The following is a 14357-nucleotide window of genomic DNA, read 5'->3' as shown; positions in this document are numbered from 1 at the left end:
AAGATTTTGATGACGACCGACTTGGTTTGTGGGCTCCTTTGTTTGGCGATTTCTTTTATCACAAATGATAGCTTGATGATTGCGGCTCTTATTTTTGCCAATATTGTTCAGGCCATTGCCTTTGGTTTTTCTCGACCTGCCAATAAAGCCATTATTACCGAGGTAGTAGAGAAAGAAGAGATTGTGACCTATAACGCTCACTTGGAGTTAGTCTTACAGGTTGTTAGTGTCTGTTCACCTGTTTTTTCTTTCCTAGTTCTACAATTTGCCAGTCTTCATATGACCCTCTTATTAGATGCGCTGACTTTTTTCATTGCCTTTGTCCTAGTGGCTTTCCTTCCGAAAGAAGAAGCTAAGGTGCAAGAGAGGAAACAGTTTACCGAGAAAGATATTTTTTCTGATATCAAGGATGGGTTAGCCTATATCTGGCATCAGAAAGAGATTTTCTTTCTCTTATTAGTGGCTTCTAGCGTCAATTTCTTTTTTGCGGCTTTTGAGTTTTTACTTCCCTTCTCGAATCGTCTATACGGGGTTAAAGGAGCTTATGCGACCATTTTAACGCTGGGAGCTATTGGATCTATTCTAGGAGCACTTGTTGCCAATAAAATGAAATCAAGTATGAGAATTCTCCTGTTTTTACTGCTTTTGGCAGGGATAGGAGTGTTCATAATGGGCTTGCCCCTTCCACCTTATCTTTCCTTTTCAGGAAATCTGGTCTGTGAATTTTTTGTGACCATTTTCGACATCCACGTTTTTTCCCAAGTACAAACCAAGGTGGAAGATGATTATCTAGGTAGAGTATTGAGCACAATTTATACCTTGGCTGTTCTCTTTATGCCCATCGCCAAAGGGTTGATGACTTGGTTGCCAAGCGTCCGTATGGAATCATTTCTCTTGATTGGAGCTGGGGTTATTCTTTTTTCACTCTTGGCTCAACTAGTAGCTAAGCAGCTTCAATCAAAAAAACAGTAGGGATCCTTTGATAAATTTGTAAACCATTGTTTTTCCCAAATATGGGACAAAATGAAAACCTCTTTCATGAACTGATACAATAGTTTCAGAAAATGGAGGAGGTTTTTTTATGAATCGACATGCAGTCCAATTGATTTCTCGTGGGGCGATCAATCGAATGGGAAATATGCTCTATGACTATGGGAACAGTGTTTGGCTGGCCTCGATGGGGACGGTAGGAAAGACAGTGTTGGGGATCTATCAGATTTCTGAACTCGTTACCTCTATTCTAGTCAATCCATTTGGTGGCGTGATCTCAGACCGTTTTTCCCGTCGCAAGATTTTGATGACGACCGACTTGGTTTGTGGTCTCCTTTGTTTGGGCATTTCCTTTATCAGGAATGATCGTTGGATGATTGCAGCCCTGATTGTTGCCAATATTGTCCAGGCCATTGCCTTCGCTTTTTCTAGAACTGCCAATAAAGCTATTATCACAGAAGTTGTAGAGAAAGATGAGATTATGACCTATAATGCCCGCTTGGAGTTGGTCTTACAGGTTGTCGGTGTTAGCTCACCTGTATTCTCTTTCCTTGTTTTACAATTTGCCAGTCTCCACGCGACCCTCTTACTGGATGCGCTGACCTTTTTCATCGCCTTTGTTCTGGTCGCTTTCCTTCCGAAAGAAGAAGCCAAGGTTCAGGAAAAGAAAAAATTTACAGGAAAAGATATTTTTTCGGATATGAAAGATGGACTAGACTACATCTGGCATCAGAAAGAGATTTTCTTTCTCTTGTTGGTGGCTTCCAGCGTCAATTTCTTTTTTGCAGCTTTTGAGTTTTTACTCCCCTTTTCCAATCGCCTTTACGGGGTCAATGGAGCATATGCGACCATCTTAACCTTGGGCGCTATCGGCTCTATCATCGGAGCTTTGATTGCTAATAAATTTAAATCAAGCATGAAGATGCTTCTCTTCTTATTGATTTTAACAGGAGTAGGAGTCTTCATGATGGGCTTGCCCCTTCCGCATTTTCTCTCCTTTTCGGGAAATTTAGTCTGTGAACTCTTTATGACGATTTTTAACATTCACTTTTTTACCCAAGTTCAAACCAAGGTAGAAGGAGACTATCTGGGCCGGGTCTTAAGCACGATTTTTACCCTAGCCATTCTCTTTATGCCCGTAGCTAAAGGATTGATGACCTGGTTGCCAAGTGTCCGTATGGAATCATTTCTCTTGATTGGAGCTGGTGTCATTCTCTTTTCACTCCTCGCTCAAGTAGTCGCCAAGAAATTACAAGCAAAAGAAGGTACATCAGCATGAAAAAAGCACCAATCGGTGCTTTTTAGTTGTTTTCTTTTTCTTCTGTCTTGATTTCTTTCTTTTCTTCTTCCAGTTGCTTTTGAGTGCTCTTGAGTTCTTTTTTTAGGGAGAAGCCCTTTGAAAAATTAACCAAGGTCATGACGAATGCACCCAAGAGGACACAGAGCAAGATCAGAATGATCAAGGGTAATTTAAATTGAATCAAGAGGAAATTCACGGTGACCGTTTGCATATTTGCAAGGGAAATACCAGCAATCAATAAAATTAAAAGTAATAAAGCAATGTAGTGTAGATTATTTTTGTTCATTATTATCTCCTTATTGTTCAGTCGGAGCCTTGCTTTTCACATCAGCGTACTCTTCCGGCTGCTCTAAGCTTAGAATCTCCTCATAAGCCGGTAGGGAAAGGTCCTTGCCATATTTATTTTTTAAAGCAGTGCTCACTAGGCGATAGGCCAAATTGGCATTTCGGGACAAGATAGGACCGTGGAAGTAGCTGCCAAAGACGTTCTTGTAATGAACCCCTTCGCATCCATCTTCTTTGTTGTTCCCATTTCCATAGACGACCTTGCCGAGCGGTTTTTCATCCTCAGCCAAGAAGGTCCGACCTTGGTGGTTTTCAAAACCATAATAGGTTTCGTTAAATTCTTCGTTATGGATTTTGATATCACCGATATAGCGGTTGTTGACTTGGTTGAGCGTATAGTGGCCCATAATGCCAAGTCCCTCAATGCGTTTGCCAGAAGCTTCAATGTAGTATTGGCCTAGAAGCTGAAAGCCACCACAGATGGCAAGGACTACCCCGTTGTCATGAATGAAGCGTTCGAGGTCTTCTTTTTTATCTGGTAGGTCCTCAGATACAATGGTCTGCTCGTAGTCTTGTCCGCCGCCGAAAAAGGCGATATCGTAGGCATCAGGATCGAACCGGTCTTTGAGAGAGACGATATCAACAGTGACATGGGCTCCAAGCTTTTCCGCAACGTACTTGAGCATGAGGATATTTCCATTGTCCCCATAGGTATTCATTAAATTGCCGTAGAGATGGGCAATGCGCAGGCTGTAGGGATACTGTGCCTGATCAGAAGATTCTAGGGAAGTATATGTCATTAGTGCATCTCCTTTTCAATCAGGTGTTCTTGGGCCAAGAGTTCACGAAATTCTAGCATGGCTGTATAGGTAGCTAAAATGTAAGCGTGAGGGGTTTCCTGTTGCTGGATACGTTGGAAGACCTCTTTTAATTCAGCCATTTCTGTGATCTTTTCTGCAGGATAGCCAGTGACCCGGAGTCGCCGAGCGATCTCAGAGTGGCGTACTCCTCCGGCGTTAATCTCTGGGATGTCCATCTGGGTGATTTGCTCAAAGTCGGCATCCCAAATCCAGCTCGTATCGATTCCATCTGCATAATTCGCGTTGAGAAGCACAGACAAGCTGAAGGAATACGGCGCTAGTTTGATCATTTCAATAGCCTGAGTAGCTCCAACTGGATTTTTAATCAGAACCAAGGTACATTCTTTATCCCCAATCTTAAAGGTTTCCTGACGACCGAAGACAGCGCGGCTGCGATCAAATCCTTGCTTGATGACTTCAGGTTGAACCCCAAAGAATCCAGCAACAGAAACAGCTGCTAAGGCATTGTAGATGTTGTAAAGACCACCGATATTGATGTGGTAGTCTTGGCCTTGGATCCGGAAGTTGGAAGAGCGATGGGTTAAAGACAGGAGATCCGATACGGCATAGGTCAAAGGGGGCCGGTGGAAACCACAGTGCTCACAGATATAATCTCCCAGGTTAGCATAGGTATTGAGCTTGTACTTGAGGATGTTGTGGCAATGCGGGCAGAGGATTCCCTCCGTATTGTAATGGGCTAGTTGTGGCTCTGATTTTTCTGTATCAAATCCGTAATATTGGATTGGATTGGACAAGGTCTGACTATTAAAGAGCGGACTATCTCCATTTAAAAGAACCGTTGCAGTTGGGACCTTGTGAATGGCATCCAAAATCATTTGGTAGGTCGTATAGATCTCTCCATAGCGGTCCATCTGATCTCGGAAAATATTGGTGACCACAAACAGGCTGGGCTTAATATAATCACAAATCCGAGAGAGGCTGGCCTCGTCAATTTCAAGTACCGCAATCGGTCGATTTGATTTCGAATGCTTAGCCCGTAAGAAGGTCGTTGTAATCCCAGAGATCATATTGGCCCCACTTGGATTGGTTAAAATCGGTCCAAAAGCTTCTTGGAGAATACCTACGGTTAGCGCAGTGGTCAGGGTTTTTCCATTTGTCCCTGTAATCACAACAATCTCATAGTTTTTGGCCAGTTGACTGAGAATATCTTTATCAAATTTGAGGGCTACTTTACCTGGTAGGGTTGATCCCCGCCCCATTTTTTCTAGAATAGAGCCGGAAAGCTTTCCTGCCAGAAGACCCAAGGTTGTATTTATCTTCATAAATCATATTTTATCATAAAAAGCATCAGAAGGTTACAGAAAAATCTGTTGAAACATGTTATAATAAGGTGATGTCTTTTAGAGAAGTGGTAGGTATGAGAATATGAATATTCAACAGTTTACAAATCCACAATTTTGGACCAGTTTGTTCCCGAATTGGTGGAGTATTATTATCAATATCATTGATATTGCCCTGGTGGCTTGGTTGTTGTATTTTTTGATCAAGGCCATCGTAGGGACTAAGATCATGATTTTGGTTCGTGGAGTTATTATCTTTTTCTTGGTGCAGTTTTTAGCCAATTTCTTAGGGCTCACGACTATTTCATGGCTGATCAATCAAGTGATTACCTATGGGGTTATCGCCCTGGTTGTGATTTTCTCCCCTGAGATTCGGATTGGTTTAGAGCGTCTGGGTCGGGCGACAGAATTCTTTACGACGAGTGAAGTCAGTCAGGAAGAAAAGATGGTACAGGCCTATGTCAAGGCAGTAGCTTATATGAGCCCACGTAAGATTGGTGCCTTGGTAGCTATTCAAGGAGCCAGAACCCTTCAGGAATATATTTCCACAGGGATTCCTCTAGATGCAGATATTTCAGGAGAATTGCTGATTAATATCTTCATTCCTAATACTCCTTTACACGATGGTGCCGTCATTGTTCGCAATGATAAAATCGCTGTTTCTTGTGCCTACCTGCCCTTGACCGAAAATACTGGAATTTCAAAAGAGTTCGGAACGCGTCACCGCGCGGCTATTGGTTTATCTGAAGTTTCGGATGCCTTTACCTTTGTGGTATCAGAAGAAACGGGCGGGATCTCTGTGACCTATAATGGAACCTTCCGACATGATTTATCCTTAGAAGAGTTCGAGGCAGAATTGAGGGCCTTCCTGGTTCCTGAAGAGAATAAAACGACTAGTTGGAAAGAGCGTCTATTTGGGAGGGTAACAAAATGAGATCGAAAAAAGAATTTCTTTATGTTTTTGCCTCCGTCTTATTGTCCTTTATCTTATTTATCAATGCATCTTCCTTTAATTTTCAAAATAATAGTAGCGCTAGACAAGTGAGCTCAGAGACCTACACCAATACCTTGACCAATATTCCAATTGATGCCAAGTACAATGACAAGACATATTTTGTCGGTGGTTTAACATCAGAGGTAACGGTCTTTCTGAAAGGTTCAAATCGGGTTGCCCTTGCTAGTGAGATGCAACCGGGCACTCGGAAGTTTCGTGTGGTAGCAGATCTTCGTAAGGCCAAGGAAGGTACCGTTGAAGTGCCGTTGATTGTGGAAGATCTTCCGGCTGGTTTGACCGCAACCGTAGAGCCTCAAAAAGTTTCTGTAAAAATCGGGAAGAAAGCCAAAAAATCGTTTGCGGTCAGGGCCACGATCCCGGACAATCAAATTGTAGATGGAATAACGGTATCGGATATTACTCTTGAAACCACCAAGGTAGAAGTGACCAGCGATCAAGAAACCTTGAGTCGCATTGATCATGTCGAAGCTGTCTTCCCATCCAGTGAAATCATTAGTGGAAATTATAGCGGAACCATTTCCTTAAATGCAGTAGATGCCCAAGGAAATGTTCTACCAGGTCTGGTCAAGCCGAGTGAAACACGGATTAAAGTAACCACAAAGACTAGCTCGTCTACGTCAAGCTCTAGCAGTTCGTCGTCGACCTCTTCCAGTTCAAGTAATTAGAAAGTAAAAAAGGTAATGAAGAATGGGTAAATATTTTGGAACGGACGGTGTCCGTGGAGAAGCAAATGTAGAATTAACGCCAGAATTGGCTTTTAAACTAGGCCGTTTCGGTGGCTATGTGTTGAGCCAACATGAAGAAGAAACACCCTTGGTATTTGTTGGACGTGATACGCGTATTTCTGGTGAAATGTTAGAGCATGCCTTAATTGCTGGGCTCTTATCTGTTGGAATTCGCGTCTACAAGTTGGGTGTGATTGCAACGCCAGGTGTTGCTTATCTAGTTCGTACGGAAAAAGCCAGCGCCGGAGTTATGATTTCTGCTAGCCACAATCCAGCCTTGGATAATGGCATCAAATTCTTTGGTGGTGATGGCTTCAAATTGGATGATGATCGCGAACTTGAAATTGAAGCCTTACTTGATGCGGCTGAAGATACGCTTCCACGTCCAAGTGCCCAAGGTTTAGGAACGGTCATGGAATATCCAGAAGGCTTGCGTAAGTATCAAGAATTCCTTGTATCGACAGGCGTTCAACTCGAGGGCATGCACGTAGTCTTAGATACAGCAAATGGTGCAGCCTCTACTAGTGCCCGTCAAATCTTTGCAGATTTGGGAGCTCAATTGACTGTCATCGGTGAAAACCCAGATGGTTTGAACATCAATGATGGGGTTGGTTCTACTCACCCAGAGCATTTGCAAGAGAAAGTCAAAGAAGTAGGTGCAGCGATTGGTCTTGCCTTTGACGGAGACAGCGATCGCTTGATTGCTGTTGATGAAAATGGAGAAATCGTTGACGGAGATAAGATCATGTACATCATCGGTTCTTATCTTTCAAGCAAGGGCTTGCTCGAAAAAAATACGATCGTCACAACCGTCATGTCCAATCTCGGCTTCCACAAGGCATTAGATGCGAAGGGAATTCAAAAAGAAATCACAGCTGTTGGAGATCGTTATGTGGTCGAAGAGATGCGCAAGTCTGGTTACAACCTTGGTGGTGAACAATCCGGTCACGTCGTCATCATGGATTACAACACGACTGGTGATGGTCAATTAACAGGAGTTCAATTGACTAAAATCATGCAAGAAACCGGCAAGAAATTATCTGAATTGGCTGCTGAAGTAACCATTTATCCACAAAAACTCGTCAATATCCGGGTTGAAAATAGCATGAAAGATAAGGCGATGGAAGTACCTGCTATTCGTGAAATCATTGAAAAAATGGAAGCGGAGATGGCAGGAAATGGACGTATTTTGGTACGTCCAAGTGGAACTGAACCCCTCCTTCGAGTGATGGCAGAAGCACCAACCCATGAAGAAGTGGACTACTATGTAGATACCATTGCTGCAGTTGTTCAAGCAGAAATCGGACTTTAACCTTGTAAAAAACATGGCTCGCAAATAGGCGAGCAGAGGAGGTATATATGAAACAGGTTCGTCAAATTGTATGGGCACTTGCCTTAGTGCTAACGATTCTATTCACAGCTGGTTTGACTAAAACAATACATGCTGCAGAAGTCTCATCATATACACAGACAGCACGTCTAACGAAAGACGGTAACACGCTAACAAATGGGAGCAAGGTGTTGACAAATGAAAAATTGTCAGCAAGTATTTATTTAGCCTTTCCAGATTCGCAAACTATTCAAGCTGGTGATACCTTAACTCTTAGTTTGCCAAAAGAATTAGCCCTCTACACAGCACTGGAATTCAATGTTCTTGAGGAAGGTCAATCAAATGGTCAGACGGTGGGGAAAGCTGTCGTTGATACAGCTAAGAAAACAGTGACCGTTACCTTTAATGATTATTTCGCATCTCATCCACTCAACAAACGAGTTGCTCTTCATTTTGATGTAAAAGTAGACTCAGAAGTAGTTACAAAAACTTCTCCAATCCAGTTTAAACTAGGAAATACAGATTTTTCATTTAATTATGAAAAAACAGCTGGAGAAGCTGGAGACTATGAGATGAAATACGGTTACCAAGATAAGTCTGATCCAACCATTATCAAATGGCGGATTCTCTTAAATGCTCGCCAAGATATGCTTCGTGGAATGGTCATTAAAGACCAATTCGGAGATGGCTTAACATTGGTTGAAGGTAGCTTACGCGCTGTTCGTTATGCTCCTGTAGAAGGTGGGATTAAGAACGAAGCTCAGATATTAAGTCTCCCAGTTCTGGATAACTTTACTAAAAAAGCTGTTTTCAATAAGAATGCAGATGGAAAGATCACTGGTTTTACAATTGAATTTGGTGATAATTACAATTGGCCAATGTATATTGAATATTCTACAAAAGTGGCACCTGGAACGAAAGTCGGTGATGTTGTCCATAATACATTAACATGGACAGCAACCAATTTCCCAGCACCGCGTAGTTTAACCCGTGAATTGAGATTGGAATCAGGAACCGGAGAGGGATTAGGTGAGAAAGAACAAACACCACCGACACCTAGCTCAACCTCCTCATCAAGTTCTAGTTCTTCATCAAGCTCTAGTTCTTCATCAAGCTCATCATCTTCAACGAGTTCCAGTTCTAAATCGAACTCAACATCCACATCAAGTTCTTCATTGAAATCATCTTCATCTTCTGTTAAAGAAGAAGCCCCAAAACCTGGTAAGAAAAAAGTTCTTCCAAGTACAGGTGAAAAGATGACACCGGTAGTTCTTGTCATGGGTGTCTTCCTAGCAATTCTATCGGTTGGTATTTTACGTGTAAGAAAAGATTCTTAATATGATCAATGAAAGATCAGACTTCTGTCTGGTCTTTTTGTGTAGGCTCGATTTGAAAAATCCCCTATTTCGTGGTAAAATAGGGCTAATGAATTTATAGTAATCGAGGTATTAGAAGTGGCTTTTGGAGATAACGGAAAACGTAAAAAAACACCATTTGAAATGATCACGATGGTGGTCATTGTGATTATGTTGATTGTAACGGTTGGTGCAATATTTGCAACCGCAATTGGTGCTCTTTCTTACTAAGACGCACACAGAAATAAAGGAAATCATCTATTTATGAGTATGTTTTTAGATACAGCCAAGATTAAGGTCAAGGCTGGAAATGGCGGCGATGGCATGGTGGCTTTTCGTCGCGAAAAATATGTCCCTAATGGCGGACCTTGGGGTGGTGATGGAGGTCGTGGTGGCAATGTCATCTTCGTAGTAGACGAAGGCTTGCGTACCTTGATGGACTTCCGTTATAACAGGCATTTCAAAGCCCAAAATGGGGAAAAAGGAATGACCAAAGGGATGCACGGACGGGGAGCAGAAGATCTCTATGTACGAGTCCCTCAAGGAACGACAGTCCGAGATGCTGAGACTGGCAAGGTCATTACGGACCTAGTCGAGAATGGACAAGAGTACATTGTTGCCCACGGTGGCCGTGGCGGACGTGGAAACATTCGTTTTGCCACTCCTAAAAATCCAGCCCCAGAGATTTCTGAGAATGGGGAGCCTGGTCAGGAACGCGAACTCGAATTAGAACTCAAGGTCTTGGCAGACGTTGGTTTGGTTGGCTTTCCTTCTGTTGGGAAATCAACCCTTCTTAGTGTCATTACTTCAGCCAAACCAAAAATTGGTGCCTATCATTTTACAACCATCGTTCCAAATTTGGGCATGGTTCGGACACCGTCAGGTGAATCCTTTGCAGTCGCGGACCTTCCTGGATTGATCGAAGGGGCTAGCCAAGGTGTCGGACTCGGAACCCAGTTCCTTCGTCACATCGAGCGCACCCGGGTTATCTTGCATGTTATTGATATGTCAGCCAGTGAAGGACGCGACCCTTACGAAGATTATATTCAAATCAATAAAGAGCTTGAAACCTATAATCTTCGTTTGATGGAACGTCCTCAGATTATCGTGGCAAATAAGATGGATATGCCAGAGAGCCAAGAAAACTTGAAAAAATTCAAGAAGAAATTGGCGGCCAATTATGATGAGTTTGATGAACTGCCACAGATCTTTCCGATCTCTAGTTTGGCACATCAAGGTTTGGACAATTTGTTAGAAGCAACGGCAGAATTGTTAGACAAAACACCAGAATTCCTCTTGTATTCAGAAGACGAAATGGCCCAAGAAGAAGTCTACTATGGCTTTGATGAAGACCAGCCAGCCTTTGACATCAGTCGGGATGACGATGCCGCTTGGGTCTTGTCTGGTGAAAAACTTGAAAAACTCTTTAATATGACGAATTTCGATCGTGATGAAGCGGTCATGAAATTTGCTCGTCAATTGCGTGGCATGGGGGTTGATGAAGCTCTCCGTGCGCGTGGGGCAAAAGATGGCGATATCGTCCGGATCGGTAAATTTGAATTTGAGTTTGTAGATTAAGATAGATCCCCAGCGGATCAAGGATTCCAAATAAGAAGTGAGGCTTTTTCAGTGGGAGATAAACCAATATCTTTTCGAGATGAAAATGGAAATTTTGTTTCAGCAGCCGATGTTTGGAATGCTGAAAAACTAGAAGAACTCTTTAATACGCTAAATCCTAAGCGCAAATTGCGCTTACAAAGGGAAAAATTAGCAAAAGAAAATCAGCAGAAGTAAATAGACTTGGAGAATACTATGGCAAAAACAATTCATACAGATAAAGCACCTGCAGCAATTGGACCTTATGTTCAAGGGAAAATCGTAGGGAATCTTCTCTTTGCAAGTGGACAAGTTCCCTTGTCACCTGAAACAGGTGAAATCATTGGAGAAACCATCCAAGAACAAACAGAGCAAGTCTTAAAGAACATTGGGGCTATTTTGGAAGAGGCAGGGACAGACTTTGACCACGTGGTGAAAACCACTTGTTTCTTAAGTGATATGAATGACTTTGTACCTTTTAATGAGGTCTATAAAACAGTTTTTACCACAGAGTTTCCAGCTCGATCTGCTGTTGAAGTAGCACGCCTGCCACGTGATGTGAAGGTTGAAATTGAAGTTATTGCGGAAATCAAAGCCAAATAACCATTCAAAGACAAAAAGACAGAGTGGAGAGCAGGAAACTGTAGGCCACTCTGTTTTATTTATGGGAGGAGAAAATGACAGAAAGTAAGATTCAACTGGTCATGGTAACAGGGATGAGCGGTGCGGGTAAGACCGTTGCCATCCAATCGTTTGAGGATTTGGGTTACTTTACCATCGATAATATGCCACCGGCGCTCTTGCTGAAATTTATTGAGCTCATGCGCCACAGCCCAGATAACAATAAATTAGCCGTTGTTGTGGACATGCGGAGCCGTTCTTTTTTCAATGAAATTCGCACCATTTTGGATGAATTGGACAATCAAGAAGACCTGGATTTCAAAGTCTTGTTCTTGGATGCCACTGACAGTGAGTTGGTAGCACGATACAAGGAAACCCGTCGTAGCCATCCATTAGCGGCAGATGGCCGTGTCTTAGATGGGATTACCCTAGAGCGCGAACTCTTGTCCCCTTTAAAAAATATCAGTCAAAATGTAGTGGATACGACTGAGTTGACACCTCGTAATTTGAGAAAAACGATCGCAGAACAATTTGCCAGTCAAGATAATCAGCCAGATTTTCGGGTTGAGGTCATGTCATTTGGGTTTAAATATGGCCTTCCGATCGATGCTGACCTTGTCTTTGACGTGCGTTTCCTTCCAAATCCCTACTACAAATTGGAACTTCGGAATTTAACCGGTCAAGATCCAGCTGTCTATGATTACGTCATGGATCACCCTGAATCAGAGGACTTTTATCGTCACCTCCATGACTTGATCGTTCCTATTTTACCGTCTTATAAACGGGAGGGTAAATCCGTTCTCACCATTGCTATGGGATGTACCGGTGGGCAACACCGTTCAGTAGCCTTTGCAGAGCGCTTAGCGCATGATTTAGAAAAAAATTGGCAGGTCAATTGCAGTCATAGAGACAAGGACAGACGGAAAGAAACGGTGAATCGCTCATGAGAAAACCTAAAGTAACCGTTATTGGAGGAGGAACAGGGATTTCTGTTATCCTCGATAGTCTGAGAAAGAAACCGGTCGATATTACTGCCATCGTAACCGTTGCAGATGATGGCGGGAGTTCAGGTGAATTGCGGAAGAACATCCAAAAATTGACACCACCTGGAGATCTTCGAAATGTGCTGGTTGCCATGTCAGATATGCCTCGTTTTTATGAGAAGGTCTTTCAATACCGCTTTGCAGACGATGATGGACCTTTGGCCGGACACCCTTTGGGAAACTTGATCATTGCAGGGATTTCAGAGATGCAAGGCTCGACCTATAATGCCATGCAGTTGTTAACCAAGTTCTTTCATACGACCGGCAAGATCTATCCTTCCAGTGATAGTCCCTTGACCCTTCATGCCGTCTTTCAAGATGGAAAAGAAGTGGTAGGAGAAAGCCACATTGCTAACTACACCGGCATGATTGATCATGTCTATGTGACCAATACCTTTGATCAAGAGCGTCCAAAAGCTAGTAAGAAAGTGGTGGAAGCTATTCTTGAAAGTGATATGGTCGTCTTAGGTCCTGGTTCGCTCTTTACCTCGATCCTCCCTAATTTGATGATCGATGAGATTGGGAAAGCCATCCTTGAAACCAAGGCTCAGGTAGCCTATGTTTGTAACATCATGACCCAAAGAGGAGAAACCGAGCATTTCACAGACAGTGACCACGTTGCCGTTCTCCATAAACATTTGGGAGAGAAGTTCATCGATACGGTCCTTGTCAATATCAATCAGGTTCCCGCAGCTTACATGAACAGTAACAAATTTGATGAATACTTGGTGCAGGTAGAGCACGATTTCAAGGGGCTGCACTCGCAAGTTCCCCAAGTGATTTCTTCCGATTTCTTAAAGCTGGTCAATGGAGGAGCCTTTCATGATGGCGAAAAAGTAGTCGAAGAGTTGATGCAGATCGTGCAGGTGAGAAAATGAGTTTTACGGTTCGTGTAAAAGAAGAATTATTGTCTCTCAAGCGATTTGAAAAGAGTGAATTGGCTGCCATTATCAAGATGTCTGGAAGTCTTGGGATTTCAATGGGGGGCTTGACGCTCTCGGTGACGACAGAAAATGCCAAGATCGCTCGCCATATCTATGAATTGTTGCATCATTTTTATGAGGCCAAATCGGATATTCGCCACCACCAAAAAACCAATTTGAAAAAAAATCGTGTTTACACAGTATTCTTGGATGAAAAGGTGGAAGAGATTCTTGCTGACTTGCATTTGGCAGATGCCTTTTTTGGGATTGAGACAGGCATTGATGCCAGTGTTTTAGAAGATGAAGTAGCCAGTCGTGCTTATCTTCGGGGGGCTTTTCTGTCGAGTGGTTCCATCAAGGATCCTGAAAAAGGGAAGTACCAGTTGGAAATTCATTCTGTTTATACAGACCACGCGGAAGGAATTGCCCTTCTCATGCAAGGATTTTTACTAGATGCGAAAACCATCGAGCGGAAAAAAGGAGTGGTAACCTATCTGCAACGAGCGGAAGATATTATTGATTTTCTAATTGTGGTAGAGGCCATGAAAGCCATGCAGGAATTTGAGTCCATCAAGGTTATGAGAGAGACGCGTAATGACCTCAATCGGGCCAATAATGCCGAAATGGCCAATATCCAGCGCACAGTTACTGCTAGCATGAAAACCATTAATAATATTAGTAAAATTGTGGATACGGTCGGCCTAGGGAGTTTACCAAGTGACCTGCAAGAAGTTGCCTATATCCGGATGAACCATCCAGATTATTCCATCCAGCAGATCGCCGATAGTTTGCAACAACCTATTTCAAAAAGCGGTGTCAATCACCGCTTGCGTAAGATCAATAAGATCGCAGACGATTTAGACAAATAAAAAAGGCCAAAGGCCTTTCATAATGAGGTTAAAGTCTTTTTAAAAACTTTCCTTAGGTGAGTACGGACGTCAGCGAACTTCATAGAAGTTCCATGACTAAATTAAGATACAGAGGGCGTCTGCGGATAAAGTCAAAATAGGAAG

At 42.8% G+C, this 14357-nt stretch carries 16 protein-coding genes; 13 read left to right on the top strand and 3 right to left on the bottom strand.

Translation table 11 applies throughout. The annotated features are described in order from the left end of the window. Positions 1–972 (top strand): MFS transporter (locus tag HMPREF2917_RS05460; protein ID WP_070589419.1); only part of this gene is annotated, 972 nt, incomplete at its 5' end. A 109-nt stretch (positions 973–1081) separates the two neighbouring features. After that, complete coding sequence (locus tag HMPREF2917_RS05455) at positions 1082–2269, top strand: MFS transporter (protein WP_070589417.1); 1188 nt, start codon at positions 1082–1084, stop codon at positions 2267–2269. Positions 2270–2291: 22 nt separating this feature from the next. Here HMPREF2917_RS05455 and HMPREF2917_RS05450 read toward each other — a convergent pair whose 3' ends face one another. From HMPREF2917_RS05450 to murT, 3 genes are read right to left on the bottom strand one after another with little or no spacing between them, the layout of a single operon-like run. Next, on the bottom strand, positions 2292–2576 hold the full coding sequence (locus HMPREF2917_RS05450; RefSeq protein WP_070589415.1) for a LapA family protein: 285 nt from the start codon (positions 2574–2576) through the stop codon (positions 2292–2294). 10 nt (positions 2577–2586) lie between these two features. After that, entirely contained in the window at positions 2587–3375 is a 789-nt protein-coding gene (gatD, locus tag HMPREF2917_RS05445) for a lipid II isoglutaminyl synthase subunit GatD (protein ID WP_070589413.1), read from the bottom strand. Beyond that, on the bottom strand, positions 3375–4718 hold the full coding sequence (murT, locus tag HMPREF2917_RS05440) for a lipid II isoglutaminyl synthase subunit MurT (protein ID WP_070589411.1): 1344 nt from the start codon (positions 4716–4718) through the stop codon (positions 3375–3377). The genes gatD and murT overlap by 1 nt, the downstream gene beginning before the upstream one ends. Positions 4719–4821: 103 nt before the next feature. Between murT and cdaA the strand changes: the two genes are divergently transcribed. From cdaA to whiA, 11 genes are all read left to right on the top strand, one after another. After that, positions 4822–5670 carry a diadenylate cyclase CdaA gene (gene cdaA / locus HMPREF2917_RS05435; RefSeq protein WP_070589409.1) on the top strand — a complete coding sequence of 283 codons (849 nt, stop codon included), beginning with the start codon at positions 4822–4824 and terminating at the stop codon, positions 5668–5670. After that, the gene (locus tag HMPREF2917_RS05430; RefSeq protein ID WP_070589407.1) at positions 5667–6416 is read left to right on the top strand and encodes a CdaR family protein; all 750 of its coding nucleotides are present in this window, start codon (positions 5667–5669) and stop codon (positions 6414–6416) included. Before cdaA ends, HMPREF2917_RS05430 begins: the two co-directional genes overlap by 4 nt. A 22-nt stretch (positions 6417–6438) precedes the next feature. Further along, complete coding sequence (gene glmM / locus HMPREF2917_RS05425; RefSeq protein ID WP_023917722.1) at positions 6439–7788, top strand: phosphoglucosamine mutase; 1350 nt, start codon at positions 6439–6441, stop codon at positions 7786–7788. 47 nt (positions 7789–7835) lie between these two features. Further along, positions 7836–9143, top strand: a complete 1308-nt coding sequence (locus HMPREF2917_RS05420; protein ID WP_070589405.1) for an LPXTG cell wall anchor domain-containing protein — start codon at positions 7836–7838, stop codon at positions 9141–9143. 117 nt (positions 9144–9260) lie between these two features. Continuing rightward, entirely contained in the window at positions 9261–9392 is a 132-nt protein-coding gene (locus tag HMPREF2917_RS05415) for a DUF4044 domain-containing protein (protein WP_003011566.1), read from the top strand. A gap of 33 nt (positions 9393–9425) precedes the next feature. Then, positions 9426–10739, top strand: a complete 1314-nt coding sequence (gene obgE, locus HMPREF2917_RS05410) for a GTPase ObgE (RefSeq protein ID WP_049474810.1) — start codon at positions 9426–9428, stop codon at positions 10737–10739. 51 nt (positions 10740–10790) lie between these two features. Continuing rightward, positions 10791–10955, top strand: coding sequence for a hypothetical protein (locus tag HMPREF2917_RS11260; protein ID WP_003006512.1), 165 nt, complete (start codon positions 10791–10793; stop codon positions 10953–10955). 18 nt (positions 10956–10973) lie between these two features. Beyond that, complete coding sequence (locus HMPREF2917_RS05405) at positions 10974–11360, top strand: RidA family protein (RefSeq protein ID WP_049472168.1); 387 nt, start codon at positions 10974–10976, stop codon at positions 11358–11360. 74 nt (positions 11361–11434) lie between these two features. Next, positions 11435–12325: an RNase adapter RapZ gene (gene rapZ, locus HMPREF2917_RS05400; protein WP_009732574.1), complete on the top strand. Its 891-nt coding sequence runs from the start codon at positions 11435–11437 to the stop codon at positions 12323–12325. Beyond that, a complete protein-coding gene (locus HMPREF2917_RS05395) occupies positions 12322–13299 on the top strand; it encodes a YvcK family protein (RefSeq protein ID WP_003017791.1) in 978 nt (325 codons plus the stop codon). The genes rapZ and HMPREF2917_RS05395 overlap by 4 nt, the downstream gene beginning before the upstream one ends. Beyond that, positions 13296–14213 (top strand): DNA-binding protein WhiA, encoded by a 918-nt coding sequence (whiA, locus tag HMPREF2917_RS05390; RefSeq protein WP_070589403.1) that lies wholly within the window; start codon positions 13296–13298, stop codon positions 14211–14213. The genes HMPREF2917_RS05395 and whiA overlap by 4 nt, the downstream gene beginning before the upstream one ends. Positions 14214–14357: the final 144 nt, after the last annotated feature.

This window comes from Streptococcus sp. HMSC061E03 (assembly GCF_001813505.1).
Taxonomy (GTDB): domain Bacteria; phylum Bacillota; class Bacilli; order Lactobacillales; family Streptococcaceae; genus Streptococcus.
Note: the sequence above shows the minus strand (reverse complement) of the source record. Positions and strands in the feature narration are given on the sequence as shown.